Source organism: Tabrizicola thermarum, assembly GCF_003574395.1.
Classification (GTDB): domain Bacteria; phylum Pseudomonadota; class Alphaproteobacteria; order Rhodobacterales; family Rhodobacteraceae; genus Tabrizicola; species Tabrizicola thermarum.
Genome location: NZ_KZ984536.1, coordinates 1 through 20,681, shown reverse-complemented (window position 1 = coordinate 20,681; position 20,681 = coordinate 1). Strand labels below are relative to the sequence as shown.

Below are 20,681 nucleotides of genomic sequence, written 5' to 3'. Positions count from 1 at the left end.
GTTCGATTTTTGTCCCATCCGGTAGATGCCCCTGAGATCGAAGTGTTCAGCCGGACGTGAAAAAAAGCTCCATTTTCAGAGACTTGTAGAACTTCACCAAATCCGCGCAGGCAACAGGTCCGGAGAATATCGGTCCAGAGAGACCGCTTTCGGGGCTCTTGGCGGCAGGGGCAGTGCTCAGCCCCTCCCGCATAACCCTCGAAAACAACGGAAAAATCCCGCCGCAGCCGGATCGGGAGAACGCTTTCGCGAGGGCAAGTGGCGGAGAGGGTGGGATTCGAACCCACGGTAGGCGCAAACCTACAACGGTTTTCGAGACCGCCACGATCGACCACTCCGTCACCTCTCCGCGCTTCAGGGGTCGTCTATGTGGCGCGGTGGATAGCCGGGAGCCGCGCGATGCGCAAGGGGCAATCGGCGGTTTCCCTGCAGGGCGCAGAGTGCCGGGATCACGGGCAGTTGCGGGGGGCGAGCCTTGGCAAGGCCCGGCGAAGGGGCTACCTCTGGGCGGGCGGGCAAAGGGTCCGCCATTTCCGGATCGCCGCCCATGCTTCTGTCCCGTCTTGTCCTTGCCGCCGTCCTTGCCATCGCAACACCGCTCGCGGCCGAGACCGTTGCAGACAGGGCGACGACCGAGGTTGCGGCGGACAAGCTGGGCGAGGTCCTGCAACTTGATGCCCTGTTCGCCGTGCTGCGGGACGAAGGTCTGGCTCATGGCACCACGCTTGAAGCGGACATGTTCCCCTCGGGCGGCGGTGCGGCGTGGAAGGATGCCGTCTCTGCCATTTACGACACGGGCCGACTGCGCGCGGGCTTCGACGCCGCCCTGACCGAGCAGCTGGGCGCCGACCCCGAAACCGTCGACGCGATCGTGGCTTTCTTCGGCTCGGACCTCGGCCGCAAGATCGTCGGGCTGGAGATCGAGGCGCGCCGGGCGTTTCTGGACACCGCAGCGGAAGAGGCCGCTCGGGTCGCGGCCGATGACGCGGCGGCGGCGCGTGACCCCAAGGTCGCCCAGATTCGCCGGATGATCGAGGCGGCCGATCTGCTGGAGATGAACGTGGCCGGGTCGATGTCGGGCAACCTTGCCTTCATGACCGGCATCGCCGGGACCGGAGCCTACGGCCCGGACATGCCCGAAGACCAGATCCTGTCCGACATCTGGGGGCAGGAAGACCAGATCCGCGCGGACACCTCGACCTGGCTTTACGCCTATCTCGGCCTCGCCTATGCGCCCCTGAGCAAGGACGAGATGGAGGCCTACATCGCCTTCTGGGAAAGCCCGGCCGGACAGCGGCTGAACGCGGCCCTGTTCACCGCCTTCGACCGGGTCTTCCGGCAGGTTTCCCACGATCTCGGCCGGGCTGCAGGGCAGGCGATGCAGGGCCGCGATATCTGATGCAGGGCGCTTGACACTTGACCTGCTTCACCGCATAAGCGCGCATCCCGGATCCGGAGGCGACTCCTGGCCCGGGTTCACATATTCATGACGCCCGCAAGGGCGCGCTGTCCGAGGCGGGCCAAATCTTTCGAGAGGCGGTCCGAAACACCCGTGAGGGGGGCCACAGGGCGCGGAGCAATGGAAGGAAAGACCCATGTTTGCGGTCCTCAAGACCGGCGGCAAGCAGTACAAGGTGCAGGCGGGTGACGTTCTGCGCGTTGAAAAGCTTGATGCCGTCGCTGGCGAAAAGATCCAGTTCAACGACATCCTGATGGTCGGCACCACCGTGGGTGCGCCGATGGTCAAGGGCGCGGCCGTCCAGGCCGAGGTCATCGACCAGATCAAGAGCGAAAAGACCATCCACTATGTCAAGCGCCGCCGGAAGCATTCCTCCCAGCGCACCAAGGGCCATCGTCAGCACCTGACGCTGGTCCGCGTGACCGAGGTGCTGGAGAAGGGCGCCGAAAAGACCGGCGTGAAGGCCGCGATCGGCACCGTTGCCGCCCGCCGCGCCGCCCACGAAGCCCCCGGTGCGGCCAAGCCCGCCGAGAAGGCCGAGAAACCGAAGCGCGCCGCCAAGGCCGCTGCAGCGCAGGAGTAACACCCCATGGCACACAAGAAAGCAGGCGGTTCGTCCCGCAACGGCCGCGACTCGGCCGGTCGTCGCCTTGGCGTGAAACTGTTCGGCGGCCAGCATGCCATTCCGGGCAACATCATCTGCCGTCAGCGCGGGACCCAGTGGTTCCCGGGCGAAGGCGTCGGCATGGGCACCGATCACACCATCTTTGCGATGGTCGAGGGCCGCGTGACCTTCAAGAAAGGTCTCAAGGGCCGCACTTTCATTTCGGTGCTCCCCGTCCAGGAGGCAGCCGAGTAAGCCGAACCTTTACAATCGGATTGTAGATGGGGGATCGGCCGAAGGGCCGGTCCCCTTTCTCGTTTCCGGGGCCTCACGCAGAGATTGTGGCAGGGCGTCACGACCTCACCCCGAAAGGGCCAAACATTCGGGCGATTGCACGGGCAACCGACAATCCCCACATGTGCTTCAAAGGAGGGAAGCCATGATACTGGAGAAGATCGCCACCGCCCCCGTCCCCCCGGTCGAGATCGTGACCGACCGTTTCACCTTGCGCCCGGTGCGAAAGTCCGATGCAGGGCTGTTTGCGCTCTATGCCGGTGACAGGCGTGTGGCCGAAGCGACCCAGGGCATTCCCCATCCCCTGCCGCCTGGCGCGGCCGAGGCTTTCTGCGCCCGCGCGATGACCTTCGGCGGCGATGAGGACATCTGGGTCATGGATGGTACCCGGTCGGGCCTGCCCGAGGTGCTGGGGGTCATCAGCCTGAAGAAGATGGACCGCAACCAGTCCGAGGTGGCGTTCTGGGTGGCCCCCGCCTTCTGGAACCATGGCATCGCCTCGGCCGCCGTGCAGGCGCTGGTGACGGCCAACCCGCAGAAGAACTGCACCATGTTCGCCGAGGTGTTCCAGGACAATCCGGGCTCGGCGCGGGTTCTGACGAATGCGGGCTTCCAGTACCTGGGCGACGCCGAAAGCTTCTCGGTCGCGCGCGGGGTGAACGTCCCGACCTGGACCTATATCCGCAAGCTGGACTAGGGCATCGGCTCTTGCCTGTCGCCGCCGGACAGCGCCGGGGGTGATGACGTCAGGCCATTCGGGGGCCGATCTGCCGTATCTGGTGGTCGGACTGACGGCGAGCGGGATCAGCCGAGTGGTGCGATCAGGGCCTTGAGGGCTGCGAGAGGGTCCTCGGCTGACCAGATCTCTTCGCCCACGGCGAAGAAATCGGTCACGGGGCCGAACCTGGCCACCAGTTCGGCGGTCAGCGCGCCCTCGGCGACGATCGGCACCTCGATCACTTCGGACCACCATTCGAAAAGCTCGAACGGGGCCTGGCTGCCGTCGCCCAGAGCGGTGGCGCCGATCGGGCCGAAACTGACGTAATCCGCCCCGGCCTCGCCGGCCGTCATCCCGTCATGTTTCGATGCACCGCAGAAGGCGCCCACGATGGCATCGGCGCCCAGGTCCTTGCGGGCCTTGCGCACAGTCCGCGCCCCGTCGGTCAGGTGGACCCCGTCAAGGCCCAGGCGCTCGGCCAGGATCAGGTGGTTGTCGATCACCACGGCAACGTCGCGGGCATGGGCCGCCTCGCGCGCGGCATCGGCGGCGCGCATCAGGATGTCCTCGTCGCGGGTGCCGAGCGACAGCCGCAGGCAGGCGATCTCGGTCCCGTCAAGGATGCGACCGATCCGGTCAGAGAAGGTTTCGGCATCGAAGGTCGGGGGGGTGATGAGGGTGATCTGCGGGCGGTCGTCTGCGGCCATTTCGGGCTCCGGGCGTCAGGTTTCCGGCCCGTCTATCAGCGTTTTGCGGGCTTGGCTACCGGGGGGCAGGGCCCGAGCCGCGGCAGGCACCATGGGTGGAGGCGCGCCGCGAAGGGCGTCAGCCTTGACCGGGCCATCGGCGGCTCTTCTTGTCAGTCGACGGGGGCTGGCCTATCTGGCGGCAAGGCTTTCGCAAAGGTGGCGCATGATCCCTCCGGTTTTCATCCTTGTCCGTCCGCAGATGGGCGAGAACATCGGGGCCGCCGCGCGGGCCATGCTCAATTTCGGACTTGAACGGATGCGGGTCGTGGGGCCGCGCGATGGCTGGCCGAACCCGAAGGCGGTGGCGATGGCCTCGGGCGCGGGGCGGCTCCTGGATCACGCGGGGCTGTTTGCGGACCTGCCGGGGGCGATTGCCGACTGCGATTTCGTCTTCGCCACCACCGCAAGAGGGCGCGAGCTGGTGAAGGAGGTCGTCACCCCCGAACGCGCGATGGAGATGGCCCGCGCGATGGGGGCAGAGGGCAAGCGGGTGGGCGTGCTCTTCGGGCCGGAACGGGCGGGACTGGAGAACGACGACATCGTCCGGGCCAATGCGATCGTGACCGTGCCGGTGAACCCCGATTTCCCCTCGCTGAACCTCGCGCAATGCGTGCTGCTGCTGGGATATGAATGGCAGCGGCAGGGGGCCACGGTTCCTCCCTCCATCATGGAACTGGCCCGGACCGAGTTTGCCAGCCGGGAGGAGGTTGACCGGCTGGCGGATCATTTCGAGGAGCGGCTGGAGGCGGCGGGGTTCTTCTTTCCCGAGACGAAGGTGGAGGGGATGAAGGCCAACCTGCGCAACATGTGGGGGCGGCTGGGGCTGACCCGGGCCGAGGTGCAGACCTTCCACGGGATGCTGCGGCAGATCGCCTGGAAGCTGAAGAAGCAGGGTGACTGAGGTGGGCTGACCACGCGCGGACAGTCCTTCCAGATCAGTGATTTCAAAGACTTGCTTTTTGGCATTCAGGAACGGTTAGGCACGTTCCCGACCGGTTGACCCCTTCGCGCAGGGGTAGGGTGGGCAATATTGCCCACCTTACGATTGCGGTCTTGGCCTTGCGCCTCGCGCCTGTATCATGGCGGGACAACAAGAGCAGATGGCAGGCGACGCGATGCAGGAGACGGCATTTTCAGACGGTTTCACCCGGCGCGGCGCGCTGTTGCTGGGGATGGCGGCCTTGCTGTCGGCCTGTGTGAGTGGTGGCCGCTCAGGTGGCGTCGGATTTCGTGCGCCGGATCCGGCGCCGCGGATCGTGCCGGATGCAGGCTGGGACGCCTGGGTCGAGGGGTTCAAGGGCCGGGCGGCGGGGCGCGGCATCAGCCAAGGCACCATCGACGCGGCCTTCCGGGGCGCGGGCTTCATCCCCGAAGTGATCGAGAAGGACCGCAACCAGACCGAATTCACCCGGACGCTGGAGGATTACCTGAACATCGCCGCCTCGGACGAACGGGTGAGCCTCGGCCGCCAGAAATACGCGCAATATGCCGGCACCCTGTCGGCCATCGAAAGCCGTTACGGCGTCGAGGGCAATGTCGTCGCGGCGATCTGGGGGCTGGAGAGTTTCTTCGGCACAAGGCGGGGCAATGTGCCGGTTATCTCGGCCCTGTCGACGCTGGCCTATGAGGGTCGCAGGGCTGAGTTCTTCGAGGGGCAGCTGGTCGCGGCGCTGAAGATCCTGCAGGCGGGGGATGTGTCGCCCGGTCAGATGACGGGCAGCTGGGCGGGCGCGATGGGGCATACCCAGTTCATCCCGACCAGCTACCTTGCCTTCGCGGTGGATTTCACCGGCGACGGGCGGCGCGACATCTGGTCGGAGGACCCTACGGATGCGCTGGCTTCGACAGCGGCCTATCTGGCGAAGTCGGGCTGGACGCGCGGTCTGCCCTGGGGGATGGAGGTCACGCTGCCGGGCGGCTTCGATGCGGAGCTTCTGGGTCGCGGCAAGGGCAAGTCGGCGGCGGAGTGGCAGGCGCTGGGTGTCCGCGCGGCGGACGGGCGGGCCCTGGCGGGCGGGTCGATCATCGCGGGCGGCAACGGCGGCGGGGCCCCGTATTTCCTGCTGACGCAGAATTTTGCGACCATCCTGCGCTACAACAATGCGCAGAACTACGCGATCGGGGTCGGGCACCTGTCGGACCGCCTGGTGGGGCGCGGGCCGGTGCTGGCGTCGTTCGGGCCGGATGCCAATGGCCTGACGAAGGCCGACCGGCAGGAGTTGCAGCGGCTGCTGACTGCGAAGGGGTTCGATACCGGCGGCACGGACGGGGTGATCGGCGCGAAGACCAAGGCCGCGATCAGCGCCTGGCAGGCGAGTGTCGGGGTTCCGGTGACGGGCGAGCCGAGCCTCGATCTGCTGCGGCGCCTGCGCTGACGTCAGGCGGTTGCCCGGCCTTGCACCCCGCGCGCCTTTTCGCCGCGGCGCCTTGCGGGTGAGGGAGAAGGTCCCTCGCAGGCGTTTCCGGGAAATGAGCAGGAAATCGACGCGGATGGAGGGTTCAGGCCACGGCCTTCACATGGGCGGTTCGGATCACCCGTTCGCAATGCTGCGACAGGGACTTGCGGTCCGGAAAAGCGTCGACGGGCACTTCGGGGTGGAAGAACACTTCAACCCGGCCCTGACGGGGGGTGGCCAGGGTCTTCACAAGATGGCTGGCGAAATCCATGTCGCCCCACCAGCCGTAATGGCGCGGGTCCTCGCCGTCCGGGGCGTGGAAGACCACGGTGACGGGCTGGATGTGCATCGTGCGTTCGAGGGCGGGCGAGAAGAAGGCCTGGAACAGGGTGGACTTGAAGGGCAGCACGCGGATCGCGTCGGTCGAGGTGCCTTCGGGGAAGAACAGGAGCCTGTGGCCGGCCTGCAGGCGGCTTTCCAGCACCTGCTGCTGTTTCTTCGCCTCGGTCCCCTTGCGGGCGATGAAGATGGTGCCGGTCGCACGGGCAAGCCAGCCGATGCCGGGCCAGTCGGCGACCTCGGCCTTGGCGACGAAGTAGACGGTCTGCGCCGCGTTCAGCACGAAAATGTCGAGCCATGAGGAATGGTTGGCCACGATCGCTCCGGGTCGGGTCATGGGCGTGCCGTGGACGACAAGCGGCAGGCGCATCAGGCGCAGCGCGGAGCGGCAGACGAAACGGGTGATGTAGGGCGTGACGGGGCGCGACTGACCGCACATGGGCCATTCGACGAGGCGGATCAGAAGAAGAACGACAAGCCCGCCGTAGGTGAGGCCGCCGATCAGCGCGCCGCGCCAAAGCACGCGCAGCCAGCCGAGGGGGGTGATGCGCAGGGGAGGGGGCGGGACCTCCTGCCAGGTGGTCATGATCCGGCCTTGCGGATGTAGAACTCGCGGTGGCGGGCCGACATCTGGCCGGTGTCCATCACCAGGCAGACATCGGTGGTGTTGAAATCGCGGTCGATCCAGGCCCCGTCGCCGACAAAGCCGCCGAGCCGCAGGTAGGCCTTGATGAGCGCCGGTGTGGCCGCCATTGCGGCGCGGCGGTCGAGCCGGTCCTTCGGCACCAGGTCCATGTCCTGCCGGTGCGGGGGCAGGGCGCGGACCCGCATCTCGGGCGGGGCAAGGTGGTTGTGGTGCAGATAGGCCAGCGGCTGGGCCAGGGCCGGGATGTCGGTGCCGTGGAAGGAGGCGGCACCGAACAGCACCTCGATCCCGCGGTCGAGCACATATTCGGCCAGCCCGTTCCAGAGGTGGAACATCGCGGTGCCGCCGCGATGATCGGCATGGACGCAGGACCGGCCGAGCTCCAGGAGCTTGCGGCCCGAGGCGAGGAGGGGGGTCAGGTCGAACTCGGTCTCGGAATAGAACCGCCCTGCGGCGGCGCGGCGGTCGGAGGGCAGGATGCGGTAGGCGCCGATGACATGGGCGTGACTGGCGGGGTCGATGCGGCTGTCGACGAGGATCAGGTGGTCGAAATACGGGTCGAAGTCGTCGCGCTCCAATCCCCGGTCATGGTCGACCAGCGGGCCGTCACCGCCAAGCTCGCGCACGAAGACCTGATAGCGCAAGGCCTGCGCGGCCGTCACGTCCTCGGGCGTGGTGGCCAGTCGGACGGCATAGGGGGCAGGTTCGACGGACATCCGCGGCGATCTGGGGCTTTGCTTCAGGCTTGTGACCGGACTGACTTAGCCACGGGGGGGCGGCAATGCAACCGTTTGCCGGTTCCTGCGGGGATAGAGCAATTCCCGGTTGAGTTTCCTTGCCGGATTCGCACTATGGGTGAGCAGTCCCCGCCACCGGCAGAAGGAAGACCCGCTTGCTGTCGATCACGACTTTTCCGGCGTGTTCAAAGTTCACCGTCACCTTGTTGTCGATGTTCGACTGCACCTGACCGACACCCCAATCCGCCTGATCCGGGTGTCGCACCAGCATGCCCGGTTCCAGAAGTGCCGCCATATCCTGCCCTTTCGCCCGGTTTCATGATGCAAGACAAGCCCGACCTCGCCGCCCTGATCGCCTCGCGCATCTGCCATGATCTTATCAGCCCGATCGGCGCCATCGGCAATGGGGTGGAGCTTCTGGCGATGGAGCCGGGCGGGACGCGGCCGGAAATGGCGCTGATTTCGGAAAGCGTGGCCAATGCCAATGCGCGGATCCGGTTCTTTCGCGTCTGCTTTGGCCAGGCCTCCGGCGATCAGCGCATCGCGCGGTCCGAGGTGATCTCGATCCTCGGCGATCTGGGGCGCGGGGGGCGGATCGGCTATGCCTGGACCAGCCCGTCGGACCTGTCCCGCCGCGAGGTGCGGCTGGCGTTCCTGCTTTTGCAATGCCTGGAAAGTGCCTTGGCCTATGGCGGCAAGATCAGCGTGACGCGGTCGGACAGCGGCTGGCAGGTCCTGGCCGAGGCGCCTCGGCTGAAGGTCGATCCCGCGCTGTGGGAAGTGCTGACCGAGCCGCGCGCCCCGGCCGAGATCGGGGCGAACCAGGTGCATTTCGCGCTGGTGCCCGAGGAACTGGCCCGGCAGGGACGGCGGCTGGTGACCGACATCGGCGAGAAGACGATCAGGCTGACCTTCTGAGCCGCGCGCTTTCGCCGATCCTTACGGTCGGACCGTCCCGTCGCCCGTCACCAGATACTTGAAGCTGCACAGTTGCTCGGCCCCCACGGGACCCCTGGCGTGCATCTTGCCCGTGGCGATGCCGATTTCGGCACCCATGCCGAACTCGCCCCCGTCGGCGAACTGGGTCGAGGCGTTGCGCATCAGGATGGCGCTGTCGAGCCGGTCGAAGAAGCGCTGCGCGGTGGCGTCGTTCTCGGTCAGGATCGCCTCGGTGTGCTGGCTGCCGTATCTGCGGATATGGGCGATGGCCTCGTCCACCCCGTCCACCAGTTTCGCCGCGATGATCATGTCGAGGAATTCGCGTCCGAAATCATCCGGCGCGGCGCGTTTCGTGCCGGGGATCTTCAGCAGCTCGCCTTCGGTGCGGACTTCGACGCCGGCTTTCAGCAGGTCCTCGATCAGCACGCCGCCGTGTCTGGTGTAGAACTGCCAGTCGATCAGCAGGCACTCGGCCGCGCCGCAGATGCCGGTGCGGCGGGTCTTGGCGTTCAGCACCACGCGACGGGCCTTTTCCAGGTCGGCGTCGCGGTCGGCATAGACGTGGCAGATGCCTTCGAGATGCGCAAAGACCGGGACGCGCGCCTCGCGCTGCACAAGGCCGACAAGGCCCTTGCCGCCCCGGGGGACGATCACGTCGATCCATTGCGTGGCCTGGAGCATGGCCGTCACCATCTCGCGGTCGCGGGTGGGGACGAACTGGATCGCGGCAGGCGGAAGATTGGCGGATTTCAACCCGTCGAGCATGCAGGAATGGATCGCCTCCGACGTCTCGAAACTTTCCGATCCGCCGCGCAGGATGACGGCGTTGCCGGATTTGAGGCAGAGCGCGCCTGCGTCGGCGGTGACGTTCGGGCGGGATTCGTAGATCACGCCGACGACGCCCAGGGGGGTGGCAACGCGCTGGATGTGCAGGCCATTGGGGCGGTCCCATTCGGCAAGGATGCGGCCCACCGGGTCCTTCTGTTCGGCGATCTGGCGCAGCGCATCGACGATCCCGCGCAGGCGACTGTCGTCCAGCCGCAGCCGGTCGCGCATCGCCGGCGTGATGCCGCGCTGGTCGGCGGCGTCGAGGTCAAGCGTATTGGCGTCGAAGATTTCCTGACGGCGGCGCCAGACGGCATCGGCGGCGGCGATCAGCGCGGCGGCCTTGCGTTCGGAGGAGGCGCAGGCCAGCTCGGCGGCGGCCGCACGGGCCTTGGTGCCGATCTCGGTCATCAGGTCGGTGAATTGGCCGTCCATCGTCTCGCTCCGTTTCAACTGGGGGGCAAAAGTTTTCGAAAACTTTTGCGAATTCCTTCGAAGGAATTTGGGCCCCCTAGACCACCATATCGTCCCTGTGTACCAGCGCCGCGCGGCCCTGGTAGCCGAGGATCGCCTCGATCTCGCCCGACCGATGCCCGGCGATCTTGCGGGCCTCGGCGGAAGTATAGCGCACGAGACCCTTGCCGAGAACCACGCCCTCGGGCGACAGGATCGCCACCGGCTCGCCGCGCCCGAAGCTGCCCGTCACTTTGGTAACACCCGCCGGAAGCAGGCTTTTGCCCGCGCGCAGGGCGGTCACGGCGCCCGCGTCCAGCACCAGCTCGCCTTTCGGCTTCATCGCATTGATCCAGCGTTTCCGCGCGACGTGAGGGTCGGCGGAGGGGACGAACCAGGTGCGCGTCGCCCCTTCGGCCAGAGCCTTGAGGGGGCGCAGGGTGGAGCCTTCCATGATCGCCATTGCGCAGCCGCCCGCGACGGCGGTTTTCGCGGCGAGGAGTTTCGTCTTCATCCCGCCCTTGGAGAGGCCCGAGATCGGGTCGCCCGCCATCGCCTCGATCTCGGGCGTGATCCTGTCCACCACGTCGAACCGGGTGGCGCTGGCGTCCTCTTTCGGGTTCGCGGTGTAGAAGCCGTCCACATCCGACAGCAGGATCAGCTGGTCCGCCCCCACCGTCACCGCGATCTGCGCGGCCAGCCGGTCGTTGTCGCCGAAGCGGATCTCGTCGGTCGCCACCGTGTCGTTCTCGTTCACGATCGGCACGACGCCGAGCCCGAGAAGCGTCTCCATCGTCGCGCGGCTGTTCAGATAGCGGCGGCGGTCCTCGGTGTCCTCCAGCGTGACCAGCACCTGCGCGGTGGTGATGCCATGGGGGGCGAGCACTTCCTCGTAGGCGCGGGCCAGCCGGATCTGGCCGACGGCGGCGGCGGCCTGGCTCTGTTCCAGCGTCAGGACGCCGTCGGGCAGGCCCAGGACCTTGCGGCCAAGGGCGATGGAGCCGGAGGAGACGAGAACCACGTCGGTGCCGCGCGTCTTGGCCTCGGCCACGTCGAGGGCAAGGGCAGAGAGCCAGTTCTGTTTCAGGCCCGTGCGGCGGTCCACCAGAAGCGCCGAGCCGATCTTGACGACCAGCCGTTTCGCCGTGCGGATGTCGGGCGCGGTCAGCGTCAAGGTTGCCACGGCGTGGCCTCCTGCACCGGGGCCTCCGCCGTGATGGTGGCGTAAAGCGCGCGCAGGACCTCGGGCAGGCCCTTGCCGGAGACGCCGGAGATGACGTGGACCGGGCCTCCGCTCGCCTTCTCCAGCGCGCGGCGGCGGTCGGTGATCTGACGCGCGTCCATCGCATCCACCTTGTTCAGCGCGACGATCCGGGGCTTGTCGCCAAGGACTTCGGAATAGGCTTCAAGTTCCGTGACGATGGTCTTGTAATCCTTCGTGATCGTCGGGGACGTGCCGTCGACGAGGTGGAGAAGCACCTTGCAGCGTTCGACATGGGCGAGGAACTGGGTGCCGAGGCCCCTGCCCTCGCTGGCCCCTTCGATCAGGCCGGGAATGTCGGCCATGACGAATTCGTGCCCGTCGATGCCAACGACCCCGAGGTTCGGCACGAGGGTGGTGAAGGGGTAATCGGCGATCTTGGGCCGGGCGTTCGACACGGCGGCGAGGAAGGTGGATTTGCCCGCATTCGGCAGACCGACCAACCCTGCGTCGGCAATCAGCTTCAGCCGCAGCCAGATGGTGCGCTCGACCCCCGGCTGGCCGGGATTGGCCCGGGCGGGCGCCCGGTTGGTCGAGGACTTGAAGCGCAGGTTGCCCCAGCCGCCGTTGCCGCCTTCGGCGAGGCAGACGCGCTGGCCCGGTTCCGTGAGGTCGGCGATCACGGTTTCCTCGTCCTCGTCGAGAATCTCGGTGCCGAGCGGGACCTTGAGGACAATGTCCTCGCCCGACTTGCCGGTCTTCTGGTTTCCCATGCCGGGCTGGCCGGACTTGGCGAAGAAATGCTGCTGATAGCGGTAGTCGATCAGGGTGTTCAGCCCCTCGACCGCCTCGGCCCAGACTGACCCGCCATGACCGCCGTCGCCGCCGTCGGGGCCGCCGAACTCGATGAACTTCTCGCGCCGGAAGGACACGCAGCCCGCCCCGCCGCCGCCGGAGCGGATGTAGACTTTGGCAAGGTCGAGGAACTTCATGGCGGTGCTTTCGGGCAGGGTCAAAGGGCGGGGATACAGGAAGCGGGGCGGATGCTCAAGCCGCGGCCGGTTTGCCGCAGGGCCTTGAAGGCCGGGGTGGGGGGGCCTAGTGTCCGGGCCGAGACGAAAGGGTTCAGCGGATGGCCACCAAGCGCAGCATATTCGAAGAGGTCGGGGCAGAGCAGAAGGCTGCCATCACGCCAGCAAGCGGCGGGATCGACGCCCGGCCAAGGGGCGCGCGGCGCGGCATCCGGCTGTGGCTGGTGACGCTGTTCCTGCTGGTCGCCACCATGATCGCGGTGGGCGGGTTGACCCGGCTGACGGACAGCGGGCTGTCGATCACCGAATGGAAGCCCGTCACGGGCGCGCTGCCGCCGATGGATGAGGCCACCTGGGCCAGCGAGTTCGAGAAATACCGGGCCATCCCGGAATACCAGTTGCAGAACAAGGGGATGAGCCTTGAAGCCTTCAAGACCATCTACTGGTGGGAATGGGGCCATCGCCAGTTGGGCCGGGTGATCGGGCTGGTCTGGCTGCTGGGCTTCGTGGGCTTTGCCCTGGCGAGGCAGATCCCGCCGGGCTGGACCGGGCGGCTGTTGCTTCTGGGCGCGCTGGGCGGCGCGCAGGGGGCGATCGGCTGGTGGATGGTCTCGTCGGGGCTGGAGGGCGAGATGCTGGATGTCGCGTCCTATCGGCTGGCCACGCATCTGGGGCTGGCCTTCGTGATCCTGGGCTTCATCGCCTGGTATGTGTTCCTGCTGGGCCGGTCCGAGGCCGAGCTGATGACGGCGCGGCGCGGGCGCGAGGCGAAGCTCTTCGGCCTGTCCACCGGGCTGATGCATTTCGCTTTCCTGCAGGTGATCCTTGGTGCGCTGGTGGCCGGAATCGACGCGGGCCGCGCCTTCCCGACCTGGCCCTCGATGAACGGGCAATTCTTCCCGGCAGATGCCTTCTATGTCCCGGACGGGCAGGGCGGCAGCCTGCCGGTCTGGCACGCCTTCTTCGAGAACCCCGGTCTGGTGCAGTTCATCCACCGGATGTCCGGCTATCTGCTGTTCGCCTTTGGCGTCGTGGTCTGGCTGCGGGGGCGGCAGTCCAGCTATCAGGCGACGCGGACCGCCTTCCATCAGGTGATGGCGATGCTGGTGGTCCAGATGGCCCTGGGCATCGCGGCGGTGCTGACGGCGGCGCATGTCCATGTCGCGATCACCCACCAGATCGGCGCGGTGATCCTCTGGGTGCTGATCCTGCGGGCGCGGCATCTTTCGCAATACCCCGTGGCGGGGTCGATCCGGGAAGGAACAGCATGACGGCGTTCGACGATCTGATGGCGTTCCAGCGCCAGACCGAGGCCCTGGCGCAGGTCGCCGGGCGGTTGGGCTGGGATCAGGAGACGGTGATGCCCGAGGGTGCGGCGGCGCAGCGGGCCGAGGAGATCGGGGCGCTGGAGGCGGTGCTGCACGCCCGCCGCACCGATCCGCGGATCGCGGGCTGGCTGGAGGCGGCGCAGGCCCCCGATGCGGTGGGCGAGGCGCAGTTGCGGCTGATCCGGCGGTCCTATGCGCGGACGATGAAGGTTCCGGCGAAGCTGGCCGAAGAGATCGCGGCGACGATGTCGCTGGCGCAGGGCGTCTGGGCCGAGTGCCGGTCGCGCGAGGATGTGGCGGGGTTTCTGCCGACATTGCGCAAGGTGGTGGACCTGAAGCGGGCCGAGGGCGCGGCGCTGGCGGCGGGGGGTGATCCTTACGACGCGCTGGTGGACGACTACGAGCCGGGGATGACCGGGGCGGCCATCGCTGCGATGTTCGATGCGATGCGGCCGCGGCTGGTGGCGCTGCGCGAGAAGGTGCTGGGCGCGGCGGCTCCGCGCGGCGTCGTGGGGGTGTTCCCGCAGGAGGCGCAGCTGGCGCTGAGCCGCGAGCTGGCAACGGTCTTCGGCTATGACTGGTCGCGCGGTCGGATCGACCTGGCTGTGCATCCGTTCAGTTCGGGGTCGGGCCATGACGTGCGGATCACCACGCGGGTGAATGAGACGGACCCGTTCAACTGCTTCTATTCCACGATCCACGAGGTCGGCCACGCGGCCTATGAGCAGGGGATCGACGCAGGCTACGCGCTGACGCCGATCGGGCAGGGCGTGTCGATGGGGGTGCATGAGAGCCAGAGCCGGTCCTACGAGAACCAGCTGGGGCGGTCGCGGGCCTTCACCGGCTGGCTGTTCGGGCGGATGCGCGAGGTCTTCGGAGACTTCGGGATCCCGGATGCGGATGCCTTCTACAAGGCGGTGAACCGGGTGCATCCGGGCTATATCCGCACCGAGGCGGATGAGGTCCACTACAACCTGCATGTGATGATGCGCTTCGATCTGGAACGGGCGCTGATCCGGGGGGACTTGCAGGTCGAGGATCTGGAGGCGGCCTGGAACGACCGTTTCCGGGCGGACTTCGGGGTGGCGGTGGACCGGCCCTCGAACGGGATGTTGCAGGACGTGCACTGGTCCTGCGGGCTGTTCGGCTATTTCCCGACCTACACGCTGGGCAACGTCTATGCGGGCTGTCTGGTCAAGGCCCTGCGGGCGGACATTCCGGGGCTGGACGGACAGATGGAGCGTGGGGACGTGTCGGCGGCGACGGGGTGGCTGCGGGAGCGGGTGCAGCGGCATGGGGGCCTCCATGAGCCCCGGGATGTCGTGCGGCGGGCCTGCGGGTTCGAGCCGTCGGAGGGGCCGCTCCTGGACTATCTGGAGGCCAAGTTCGGGGCGATCTACGGGGTCTGAGGGCCCGCGCGCCGCGCGCGGCGCTTTTTCCAAGCCTTTGATTTCAAGGGCTTGGCCGTGGGCGTTCAGGAAATCTTAACCACAGACGTGATGCTTCGAGCCTCTCGGTGAGCTTTCCCCTCCGCGCGAGGCGGCCTTCCGACGGGGAGACGAAGTCGAATGGGGGGCGGAGTGGCAGGCGCGACGGAGAAGGGCGGGGCGGCGGTCTGGCTGCTTGCGGTCGGGCAGACGCTGATCTATGCGGGCAGCTATTATTCCTTTCCGGCGCTGCTGCCGGATCTTGAGGCCGCGACCGGCTGGTCGAAGGGAACTCTGGCACTGGGGCCGACGCTCGCCTTCCTTGTCATGGCAGGGCTGACGCCGTTCACCGGGCGGCTGGTCGACCGGGGCCTGGGCGGCGAGATGCTGACAGTATTGCCGGGGATGATGGCGCTGGCGGTGGCGGGGCTGGGGCTGGTTGAAAGCCTGGCCGGTTGGCTTGCCCTGTGGGCGGTCATCGGGGTCGCGCAGGCGGGGAGCCTCTATGAGACCTGTTTCGCCTTCCTGACCCGCCGTTTGGGATACGGCGCGCGGGCGGCGATCACGCGGGTGACGCTGGTGGCGGGCTTTGCCGGGACGCTGGCCTTTCCGCTGGGCCACTGGCTGGGGCAGGTCCTGGGCGGGCAGGGCGCGCTGGTCGCCTTTGCCGGGCTGATGGTGCTGGTCATTCCGCTGAACCGGGTTGCGGTGCGGCAGTTGCGGCGGCGGGAGCGGCCGGGAACGGTCCTGCCTTCGGCCACGCCGGGAATGCTGCAGGCGGCGCTGCGGAAGCCCGCGTTCTGGATCATCGCGGGCGGGTTCACGGCGGTCTACCTGAACCACGGAGTGCTGCTGACCTATGTGCTGGTGCTGTTCGCAGACCGGGGGGCCGATCCGACCCTGGCAGCGATCGCGGCGGCCTGCATCGGGCCTGCGCAGGTGGCGGGGCGGCTGGTTCTTCTGGCGGCGGGGGCCCGGCTGTCGACGGGGCGGGCCACGGTCATGTCGATGGGCGGAGTGGTGCTGGCAAGCCTGCTTCTGATCCTGGCGGGCGTGGCCTGGCCCCTGATCTTTGCCTTCGCCCTGGCGCAGGGGGCCGGGGCAGGCCTCATGTCGATCCTGCGACCGGTGCTGATCGCCGAAGTGCTGGGGCGCGAGGGGTTCGGAGTGATCTCGGGCGCGGTGGCGGTGGCGCCGATCCTCGCCTCGGCCGCAGCGCCGTCGGTCGGCGCGGCGCTTCTGGCGCTGGGCGGGCCGGGGCTTGTCTATGCGGCCTGTCTGGTGCTGGCGGCGACCGGGCTGGGACTGATGCTGGTCCTTCTGCGCCGAAGGGACGGGGTCTGAGGCAGCGTCTACCGGCGGTCGAGGAAGGCGGCAATGCCCGCAGCCGTGTCGGGGCGGAGGGCGTTTTCGACGATGGCTTCGCCCGCGACGCGGTAGGCCTGGTCAAGCGGCAGGCCAAGCTGGGCCTGAAAGGCGCGCTTGCCCAGCCGGATCGCGGCGGGGTCCTTGGCGGCGATCTGCGCGGCAAGGGCGCGCGTGTCCTCGGCCAGCCGGTCGGGCGGGGAGAGGCGGTTCACCACACCCAGCGCATGGGCGCGGGGGGCGGAGAGGAAATCGCCCGTGGTCAGAAGCTCGAACGCCGCGCCGGGGGCGAGGCGGCGGGAGAGCGCCACGGCGGGCGTGGAGCAGAAGAGGCCGAGGTTGATGCCGTTGACGCCGAAGCGGCTGGTCTCGGACGCCACGATCAGGTCGCAGGTGCAGGCCAGCTGGCAACCGGCGGCGGCGGCGACGCCCTGGACCTGGGCGATGACCGGCTGGGGCAGGGCACTGATCTGCTGCATCAGGGCCGAGCAGCGGTCGAACAGCGCCTGGAACTGCGCGCGGCCGCCATCGGGGGCCGAGCGGTAGGACTGCATCTCTTTCAGGTCATGCCCGGCGGAGAAGGCCTTGCCCTCGGCGGCCAGGATCACGACGCGGACGCTGTCGTCGGCGGCGATCCGGCCGAAGGTCGCGGCAAGATCCTGAAGCATCGCGGTGGACAATGCGTTCAGCGTGCCGGGCGAGGCGAGCGTGACCGTGGCGATGCCTTCCGCGTCGGTTCTGGTCAGGCGGGCGTTCACCTCAGGCCTTGGGTTTCAGGAAACGGCCTTCGATCTGCGCGCCGCTTTCGATGACTAGGGCGGCGGTGGTCACGTCGGCCTTGACCTGCGACGAGGCGCGCAGCGTGAAGCTTTCGCAGGCGACCTTGCCGTCGAACCTGCCCTTCACCTCGACCGTGTGGGCGTTGACCGAGCCTTTGACGCGGCCTTCCTGGCCGATCATCAGCCCGTTGGCGGTGATGTTGCCGTCGATCTCGCCCAGAACCTCGACCCAGCCGGTCGAGGAGATTTCCCCGGTGATCTTCAGATCGGCGCCCAGAACCGAGCGTGCCGAATTCGAGCCGGGGGCGGTGGGGCGCGAGACCGGAGGGGCAGAGGTCGGATCGGAGGTCTTGGAGAACATGCGCGGCTTCCTCGGGAAAGGGGTTGGCCTGATAAGGAAGGATCACGGTTGTCGGGTCAAGGGCCGCGTTGGTCCTGTGGCAGGTTTCCCCGGGGCGAGGTCGCAATCGGCACTGACAAGGCGGGGCCGGTTTGGTCAGATGGCCGGGGAATCAGGGGATGACGATGCGGGACACGTTCTTCCAGCCGGTCAGCGGGTTCGACCTGCCGCGCTTTGCCGGGGTGCCGACCTTCATGCGGCTGCCGCATGTGCCGTTCGATCATCCGAGGTTTGGCGAGGTGCAGATCGGGCTGATCGGTGCGCCCTGGGACGGGGGCACGACGAACCGGCCGGGGCCGCGGCACGGCCCGCGGCAGTTGCGCGACCTGTCCACGATGATCCGGGCGGTGAACGGGGCGACCTGGGTGGCTCCGTTCGACCTGGCGCGCTGTGCCGATCTGGGGGACGTGGCGCCCAATCCGGGCGACCTGATGGAGTCGATGGCGCGGATGGAGGCGTTCTACTCGAAGGTCGTGGCGGCGGGGATCCGGCCCTTGACGGGGGGCGGGGATCATCTGTGCAGCTTGCCGATCCTGCGGGCGGTGGCCAAGGCCCGGCCCGTGGGGTTGATCCAGTTCGACAGCCATACCGACCTGAACGACGTCTATTTCGGCACCTCGCGGTATAATCACGGGACACCGTTCCGCCGGGCGGTGGAGGAGGGGTTGATCGAGCCTTCGCGCTATGTCCTGATCGGCATCCGGGGCACGGCTTACGGGCGCGAGGACCGGGACTTTGCCGAGGCCAACGGGATCAGGATCATCCCCATCGCCGAGTTCCACGCCCGAGGGCCGGAGGATGTGATGGCCGAGGCGCGGGAGATCGTGGGGGCGGGGCCGGTCTATGTGAGTTATGACGTCGACTTCGTGGACCCGACCTTTGCGCCCGGCACGGGGACGCCCGAGGTGGGCGGGCCGACATCGTGGCAGGCCCTGCAGGTGGCACGGGCGCTGCGAGGGCTGGATATGGTGGGGGCGGATCTGGTGGAGGTCTCGCCGCCGTTCGATCAGTCGGGGGGCACGGCCTGGCTGGGGATCAGCCTGATGTTCGAAATGCTCTGCGTCATGGCCGAGCGGGTCGCGCGGGGTTGAGGGCGGACCGGGGGCCGGCCCCCGGACCCCCGGAGTATTTGGGAAAAGAGCAAGCAGGAAGAGGCTGGCATGGCGCCTGAGACGATCATCACCAATGCAAAGGTCCTGACGATGGACGAGGCGCGCCCTCGGGCCGAGGCGGTGGCCTTCGCGGGCGGGCGCATCCTGGCGGTCGGGGGGCGGGCCGAGGTGGAGGCGCTGGCGGGGCCTGCGACGCGGGTCGTGGATGCCGGGGGTCGGACGCTGCTGCCGGGATTCGTGGAGAGCCATCTGCATCTGGTGCTGGGGGGCAATGAGCTGTCGCAACTGCAACTGGGCGGGGTGTCCGGGTTCGAGGAGCTGGCGCGGCTCTTCCGGGATTATGCGGCGAAGCACCCCGGCTTGCCCCTGGTGATGGCGCAGGGGGCGGCGTACGAGATCCTCGACCATCCGGTCACGCGGCATGATCTGGACGCGGTGATTGCCGACCGGCCCATCGCGATGATGGCGCCGGATCACCACACGGTCTGGGCCAATACGGCGGCGTTAAGGGCAGCGGGGCTCTTGCATGGGGCGAAGATGCCGGCGGGGCATGTGGTCGTCATGGGCGCGGACGGCACGGCGACGGGGGAGCTTCTGGAGTTCGAGGCGTTCAGTCCGGTGCTGGCGCTGACCGGCGATCTGCACTTGCAGCTGGGGATCGCGACGGGGGGCGAGCCGGACCCCTGGCCTGACGCGGCGCAGCGGGCGAAGGACAAGGAGAAGGTGGCCGCGGGCCTGGCGCATTGCGCGATGCATGGGATCACCAGCATGGTGAACATGGACGGCAACCGCTATACCTGCGTGCTGCTGAAGGAGATGGAGCAGGAGGGCCGCCTGACCGCGCGGGTCAAGGTTCCCTTCCATTTCAAGCCGCATATGGAACTGTCGGAACTGGACCGTGCGTCAGCGATGGCGGCGGAATTCACCGGCGAATGGGTGACGAGCGGTTTCGTCAAGATGTTCATGGACGGGGTCGTCGACAGCCGCACCGCCTATATGCTGCATCCCTATCCGGGAACGACCGAGCGCGGGGCGCCGCTGTTCGAGGCGGAGCGGTTCAAGGAGATCTGCCGCGCGATCTCGGCCCGCGATTTGCAGATCGCCGTCCATGCCATCGGCGACGGGGCGGTGCGGCAGACCATCGACGGCTATGAGGCGGCGGGCCGGCCCGACCTGCGGCATCGGATCGAGCATATCGAGCTGATCGACCGGGCCGATGTGCCGCGGCTGGGGGCGCTGGGGATCACGGCCAGCGTCCAGCCGCCGCATCCGCCGGGGGCGATGGATTTCCCGATGTCCACGATGGCGCAGGTCTTCCATCGGGATCGCTGGCGGGATGCCTATCTGACGAAGACCCTGGCCGACCACGGCGCACCGCTGGCTTTCGCCAGCGACTGGCCGGTGACGGATGTCAGCGTCATGCGCGGCATCCAGGCGGCGCTGACGCGGCAACCTTACGAGGGCTGTCAGGACGAGCGGGTGGGCCTGATGGAGGTCTTGCGCGCCTATACGGCGGGCGGGGCCTGGGCCGCACATATGGAGGGGCTGACGGGGGTGCTGAAGGCGGGGATGGCGGCCGATCTGGTGCTGATCGACGGCGATATCGAGGCGATTCCGCCCGAGCGGCTGGGCAAGACGGGAATCGCGCTGACGATCGCCGGGGGAAGGGTGACCCACGACCCGCTCTCCATGGCGGGCGGACTGGACTAACACACTGATTTTAAGCAGGAAAATGCGGTTTCCAAAAAAATCGTCATCATCCTGTCATTTTCCGCTTGCGGGCCCCGAAGTCCGGGCCTAAATACCGCCTCACCGAAGCGGAACGGCGACGGTGACGGACGGAAGCGGACGGGAACGGAAGCGACGGTTCGGAAAATCT

Annotated in this window: 21 protein-coding genes and 1 tRNA gene; 12 read left to right on the top strand and 10 right to left on the bottom strand. The window is 67.8% G+C overall.

Annotated features, from left to right (window positions below):
- Positions 1-259: 259 nt before the first annotated feature.
- Positions 260-349: transfer RNA gene (locus tag D5084_RS00680), tRNA-Ser, on the bottom strand.
- Positions 350-547: 198 nt separating this feature from the next.
- On the opposite strand from D5084_RS00680, the gene D5084_RS00675 reads away from it, so the two are divergent.
- The 4 genes from D5084_RS00675 (at position 548) to D5084_RS00660 (ending at position 3,054) form a co-directional block, all read left to right on the top strand.
- Positions 548-1,399 carry a DUF2059 domain-containing protein gene (locus D5084_RS00675; RefSeq protein WP_128513596.1) on the top strand — a complete coding sequence of 284 codons (852 nt, stop codon included), beginning with the start codon at positions 548-550 and terminating at the stop codon, positions 1,397-1,399.
- A gap of 196 nt (positions 1,400-1,595) precedes the next feature.
- Positions 1,596-2,042 carry a 50S ribosomal protein L21 gene (gene rplU, locus D5084_RS00670; protein WP_128513595.1) on the top strand — a complete coding sequence of 149 codons (447 nt, stop codon included), beginning with the start codon at positions 1,596-1,598 and terminating at the stop codon, positions 2,040-2,042.
- Between the two features lie 6 nt (positions 2,043-2,048).
- Positions 2,049-2,318, top strand: coding sequence for a 50S ribosomal protein L27 (gene rpmA, locus D5084_RS00665; RefSeq protein ID WP_128513594.1), 270 nt, complete (start codon positions 2,049-2,051; stop codon positions 2,316-2,318).
- Positions 2,319-2,502: 184 nt separating this feature from the next.
- A complete protein-coding gene (locus tag D5084_RS00660) occupies positions 2,503-3,054 on the top strand; it encodes a GNAT family N-acetyltransferase (RefSeq protein ID WP_128513593.1) in 552 nt (183 codons plus the stop codon).
- A 107-nt stretch (positions 3,055-3,161) separates the two neighbouring features.
- Here the strand turns inward: D5084_RS00660 and D5084_RS00655 are convergent, their stop codons facing one another.
- Positions 3,162-3,782 carry a thiamine phosphate synthase gene (locus D5084_RS00655; RefSeq protein ID WP_128513592.1) on the bottom strand — a complete coding sequence of 207 codons (621 nt, stop codon included), beginning with the start codon at positions 3,780-3,782 and terminating at the stop codon, positions 3,162-3,164.
- A 205-nt stretch (positions 3,783-3,987) separates the two neighbouring features.
- On the opposite strand from D5084_RS00655, the gene D5084_RS00650 reads away from it, so the two are divergent.
- Positions 3,988-4,725 carry an RNA methyltransferase gene (locus D5084_RS00650; RefSeq protein ID WP_128513591.1) on the top strand — a complete coding sequence of 246 codons (738 nt, stop codon included), beginning with the start codon at positions 3,988-3,990 and terminating at the stop codon, positions 4,723-4,725.
- A 214-nt stretch (positions 4,726-4,939) separates the two neighbouring features.
- Positions 4,940-6,199: a lytic murein transglycosylase gene (locus D5084_RS00645; RefSeq protein WP_435532651.1), complete on the top strand. Its 1,260-nt coding sequence runs from the start codon at positions 4,940-4,942 to the stop codon at positions 6,197-6,199.
- Between the two features lie 124 nt (positions 6,200-6,323).
- On the opposite strand, the gene olsA is transcribed toward D5084_RS00645, so the two are convergent.
- The 3 genes from olsA to D5084_RS00630 form a co-directional block, all read right to left on the bottom strand.
- The gene (olsA, locus tag D5084_RS00640) at positions 6,324-7,145 is read right to left on the bottom strand and encodes a lyso-ornithine lipid O-acyltransferase (RefSeq protein WP_128513590.1); all 822 of its coding nucleotides are present in this window, start codon (positions 7,143-7,145) and stop codon (positions 6,324-6,326) included.
- Complete coding sequence (gene olsB / locus D5084_RS00635) at positions 7,142-7,921, bottom strand: L-ornithine N(alpha)-acyltransferase (RefSeq protein ID WP_128513589.1); 780 nt, start codon at positions 7,919-7,921, stop codon at positions 7,142-7,144. Before olsB ends, olsA begins: the two co-directional genes overlap by 4 nt.
- A gap of 133 nt (positions 7,922-8,054) precedes the next feature.
- The gene (locus tag D5084_RS00630; RefSeq protein WP_128513588.1) at positions 8,055-8,237 is read right to left on the bottom strand and encodes a DUF3553 domain-containing protein; all 183 of its coding nucleotides are present in this window, start codon (positions 8,235-8,237) and stop codon (positions 8,055-8,057) included.
- Positions 8,238-8,263: 26 nt separating this feature from the next.
- On the opposite strand from D5084_RS00630, the gene D5084_RS00625 reads away from it, so the two are divergent.
- Positions 8,264-8,860, top strand: a complete 597-nt coding sequence (locus tag D5084_RS00625; RefSeq protein WP_128513587.1) for a histidine phosphotransferase family protein — start codon at positions 8,264-8,266, stop codon at positions 8,858-8,860.
- A 21-nt stretch (positions 8,861-8,881) separates the two neighbouring features.
- Here the strand turns inward: D5084_RS00625 and D5084_RS00620 are convergent, their stop codons facing one another.
- The 3 genes from D5084_RS00620 to obgE form a co-directional block, all read right to left on the bottom strand.
- Positions 8,882-10,141 (bottom strand): glutamate-5-semialdehyde dehydrogenase, encoded by a 1,260-nt coding sequence (locus tag D5084_RS00620; protein ID WP_128513586.1) that lies wholly within the window; start codon positions 10,139-10,141, stop codon positions 8,882-8,884.
- A 76-nt stretch (positions 10,142-10,217) separates the two neighbouring features.
- On the bottom strand, positions 10,218-11,342 hold the full coding sequence (proB, locus tag D5084_RS00615; RefSeq protein ID WP_162302349.1) for a glutamate 5-kinase: 1,125 nt from the start codon (positions 11,340-11,342) through the stop codon (positions 10,218-10,220).
- Entirely contained in the window at positions 11,330-12,352 is a 1,023-nt protein-coding gene (gene obgE, locus D5084_RS00610) for a GTPase ObgE (protein ID WP_128513585.1), read from the bottom strand. Before obgE ends, proB begins: the two co-directional genes overlap by 13 nt.
- 140 nt (positions 12,353-12,492) lie before the next feature.
- On the opposite strand from obgE, the gene ctaA reads away from it, so the two are divergent.
- The 3 genes from ctaA to D5084_RS00595 all read left to right on the top strand — a co-directional run bounded on the left by ctaA (position 12,493) and on the right by D5084_RS00595 (position 16,490).
- On the top strand, positions 12,493-13,662 hold the full coding sequence (gene ctaA, locus D5084_RS00605) for a heme A synthase (RefSeq protein WP_128513584.1): 1,170 nt from the start codon (positions 12,493-12,495) through the stop codon (positions 13,660-13,662).
- Positions 13,659-15,128 (top strand): carboxypeptidase M32, encoded by a 1,470-nt coding sequence (locus tag D5084_RS00600; RefSeq protein ID WP_128513583.1) that lies wholly within the window; start codon positions 13,659-13,661, stop codon positions 15,126-15,128. The genes ctaA and D5084_RS00600 overlap by 4 nt, the downstream gene beginning before the upstream one ends.
- A gap of 171 nt (positions 15,129-15,299) precedes the next feature.
- Entirely contained in the window at positions 15,300-16,490 is a 1,191-nt protein-coding gene (locus D5084_RS00595; protein WP_162302348.1) for an MFS transporter, read from the top strand.
- An 8-nt stretch (positions 16,491-16,498) separates the two neighbouring features.
- On the opposite strand, the gene D5084_RS00590 is transcribed toward D5084_RS00595, so the two are convergent.
- Positions 16,499-17,269, bottom strand: a complete 771-nt coding sequence (locus tag D5084_RS00590) for an enoyl-CoA hydratase (protein ID WP_128513581.1) — start codon at positions 17,267-17,269, stop codon at positions 16,499-16,501.
- A gap of 1 nt (position 17,270) precedes the next feature.
- Entirely contained in the window at positions 17,271-17,651 is a 381-nt protein-coding gene (locus D5084_RS00585; protein ID WP_128513580.1) for a bactofilin family protein, read from the bottom strand.
- A gap of 164 nt (positions 17,652-17,815) precedes the next feature.
- Here D5084_RS00585 and D5084_RS00580 point away from each other — a divergent pair, with 164 nt between their 5' ends.
- Both D5084_RS00580 and D5084_RS00575 read left to right on the top strand, forming a co-directional pair.
- Positions 17,816-18,781 carry an agmatinase gene (locus D5084_RS00580; protein WP_128513579.1) on the top strand — a complete coding sequence of 322 codons (966 nt, stop codon included), beginning with the start codon at positions 17,816-17,818 and terminating at the stop codon, positions 18,779-18,781.
- 69 nt (positions 18,782-18,850) lie between these two features.
- Entirely contained in the window at positions 18,851-20,512 is a 1,662-nt protein-coding gene (locus D5084_RS00575; protein ID WP_128513578.1) for an amidohydrolase, read from the top strand.
- Positions 20,513-20,681: the final 169 nt, after the last annotated feature.

Coding starts and splice junctions, on each gene's coding strand:
- olsB (WP_128513589.1), bottom strand. CDS start 7,921: ATGTCCGTCGAACCTGCCCCCTATGCCGTCCGACTGGCCACCACGCCC.
- olsA (WP_128513590.1), bottom strand. CDS start 7,145: ATGACCACCTGGCAGGAGGTCCCGCCCCCTCCCCTGCGCATCACCCCC.
- rplU (WP_128513595.1), top strand. CDS start 1,596: ATGTTTGCGGTCCTCAAGACCGGCGGCAAGCAGTACAAGGTGCAGGCG.
- obgE (WP_128513585.1), bottom strand. CDS start 12,352: ATGAAGTTCCTCGACCTTGCCAAAGTCTACATCCGCTCCGGCGGCGGC.
- D5084_RS00620 (WP_128513586.1), bottom strand. CDS start 10,141: ATGGACGGCCAATTCACCGACCTGATGACCGAGATCGGCACCAAGGCC.
- D5084_RS00575 (WP_128513578.1), top strand. CDS start 18,851: ATGGCGCCTGAGACGATCATCACCAATGCAAAGGTCCTGACGATGGAC.
- D5084_RS00630 (WP_128513588.1), bottom strand. CDS start 8,237: ATGGCGGCACTTCTGGAACCGGGCATGCTGGTGCGACACCCGGATCAG.
- ctaA (WP_128513584.1), top strand. CDS start 12,493: ATGGCCACCAAGCGCAGCATATTCGAAGAGGTCGGGGCAGAGCAGAAG.
- D5084_RS00655 (WP_128513592.1), bottom strand. CDS start 3,782: ATGGCCGCAGACGACCGCCCGCAGATCACCCTCATCACCCCCCCGACC.
- D5084_RS00580 (WP_128513579.1), top strand. CDS start 17,816: ATGCGGGACACGTTCTTCCAGCCGGTCAGCGGGTTCGACCTGCCGCGC.
- D5084_RS00660 (WP_128513593.1), top strand. CDS start 2,503: ATGATACTGGAGAAGATCGCCACCGCCCCCGTCCCCCCGGTCGAGATC.
- rpmA (WP_128513594.1), top strand. CDS start 2,049: ATGGCACACAAGAAAGCAGGCGGTTCGTCCCGCAACGGCCGCGACTCG.
- D5084_RS00585 (WP_128513580.1), bottom strand. CDS start 17,651: ATGTTCTCCAAGACCTCCGATCCGACCTCTGCCCCTCCGGTCTCGCGC.
- D5084_RS00625 (WP_128513587.1), top strand. CDS start 8,264: ATGCAAGACAAGCCCGACCTCGCCGCCCTGATCGCCTCGCGCATCTGC.
- D5084_RS00600 (WP_128513583.1), top strand. CDS start 13,659: ATGACGGCGTTCGACGATCTGATGGCGTTCCAGCGCCAGACCGAGGCC.
- D5084_RS00645 (WP_435532651.1), top strand. CDS start 4,940: ATGCAGGAGACGGCATTTTCAGACGGTTTCACCCGGCGCGGCGCGCTG.
- D5084_RS00675 (WP_128513596.1), top strand. CDS start 548: ATGCTTCTGTCCCGTCTTGTCCTTGCCGCCGTCCTTGCCATCGCAACA.
- D5084_RS00650 (WP_128513591.1), top strand. CDS start 3,988: ATGATCCCTCCGGTTTTCATCCTTGTCCGTCCGCAGATGGGCGAGAAC.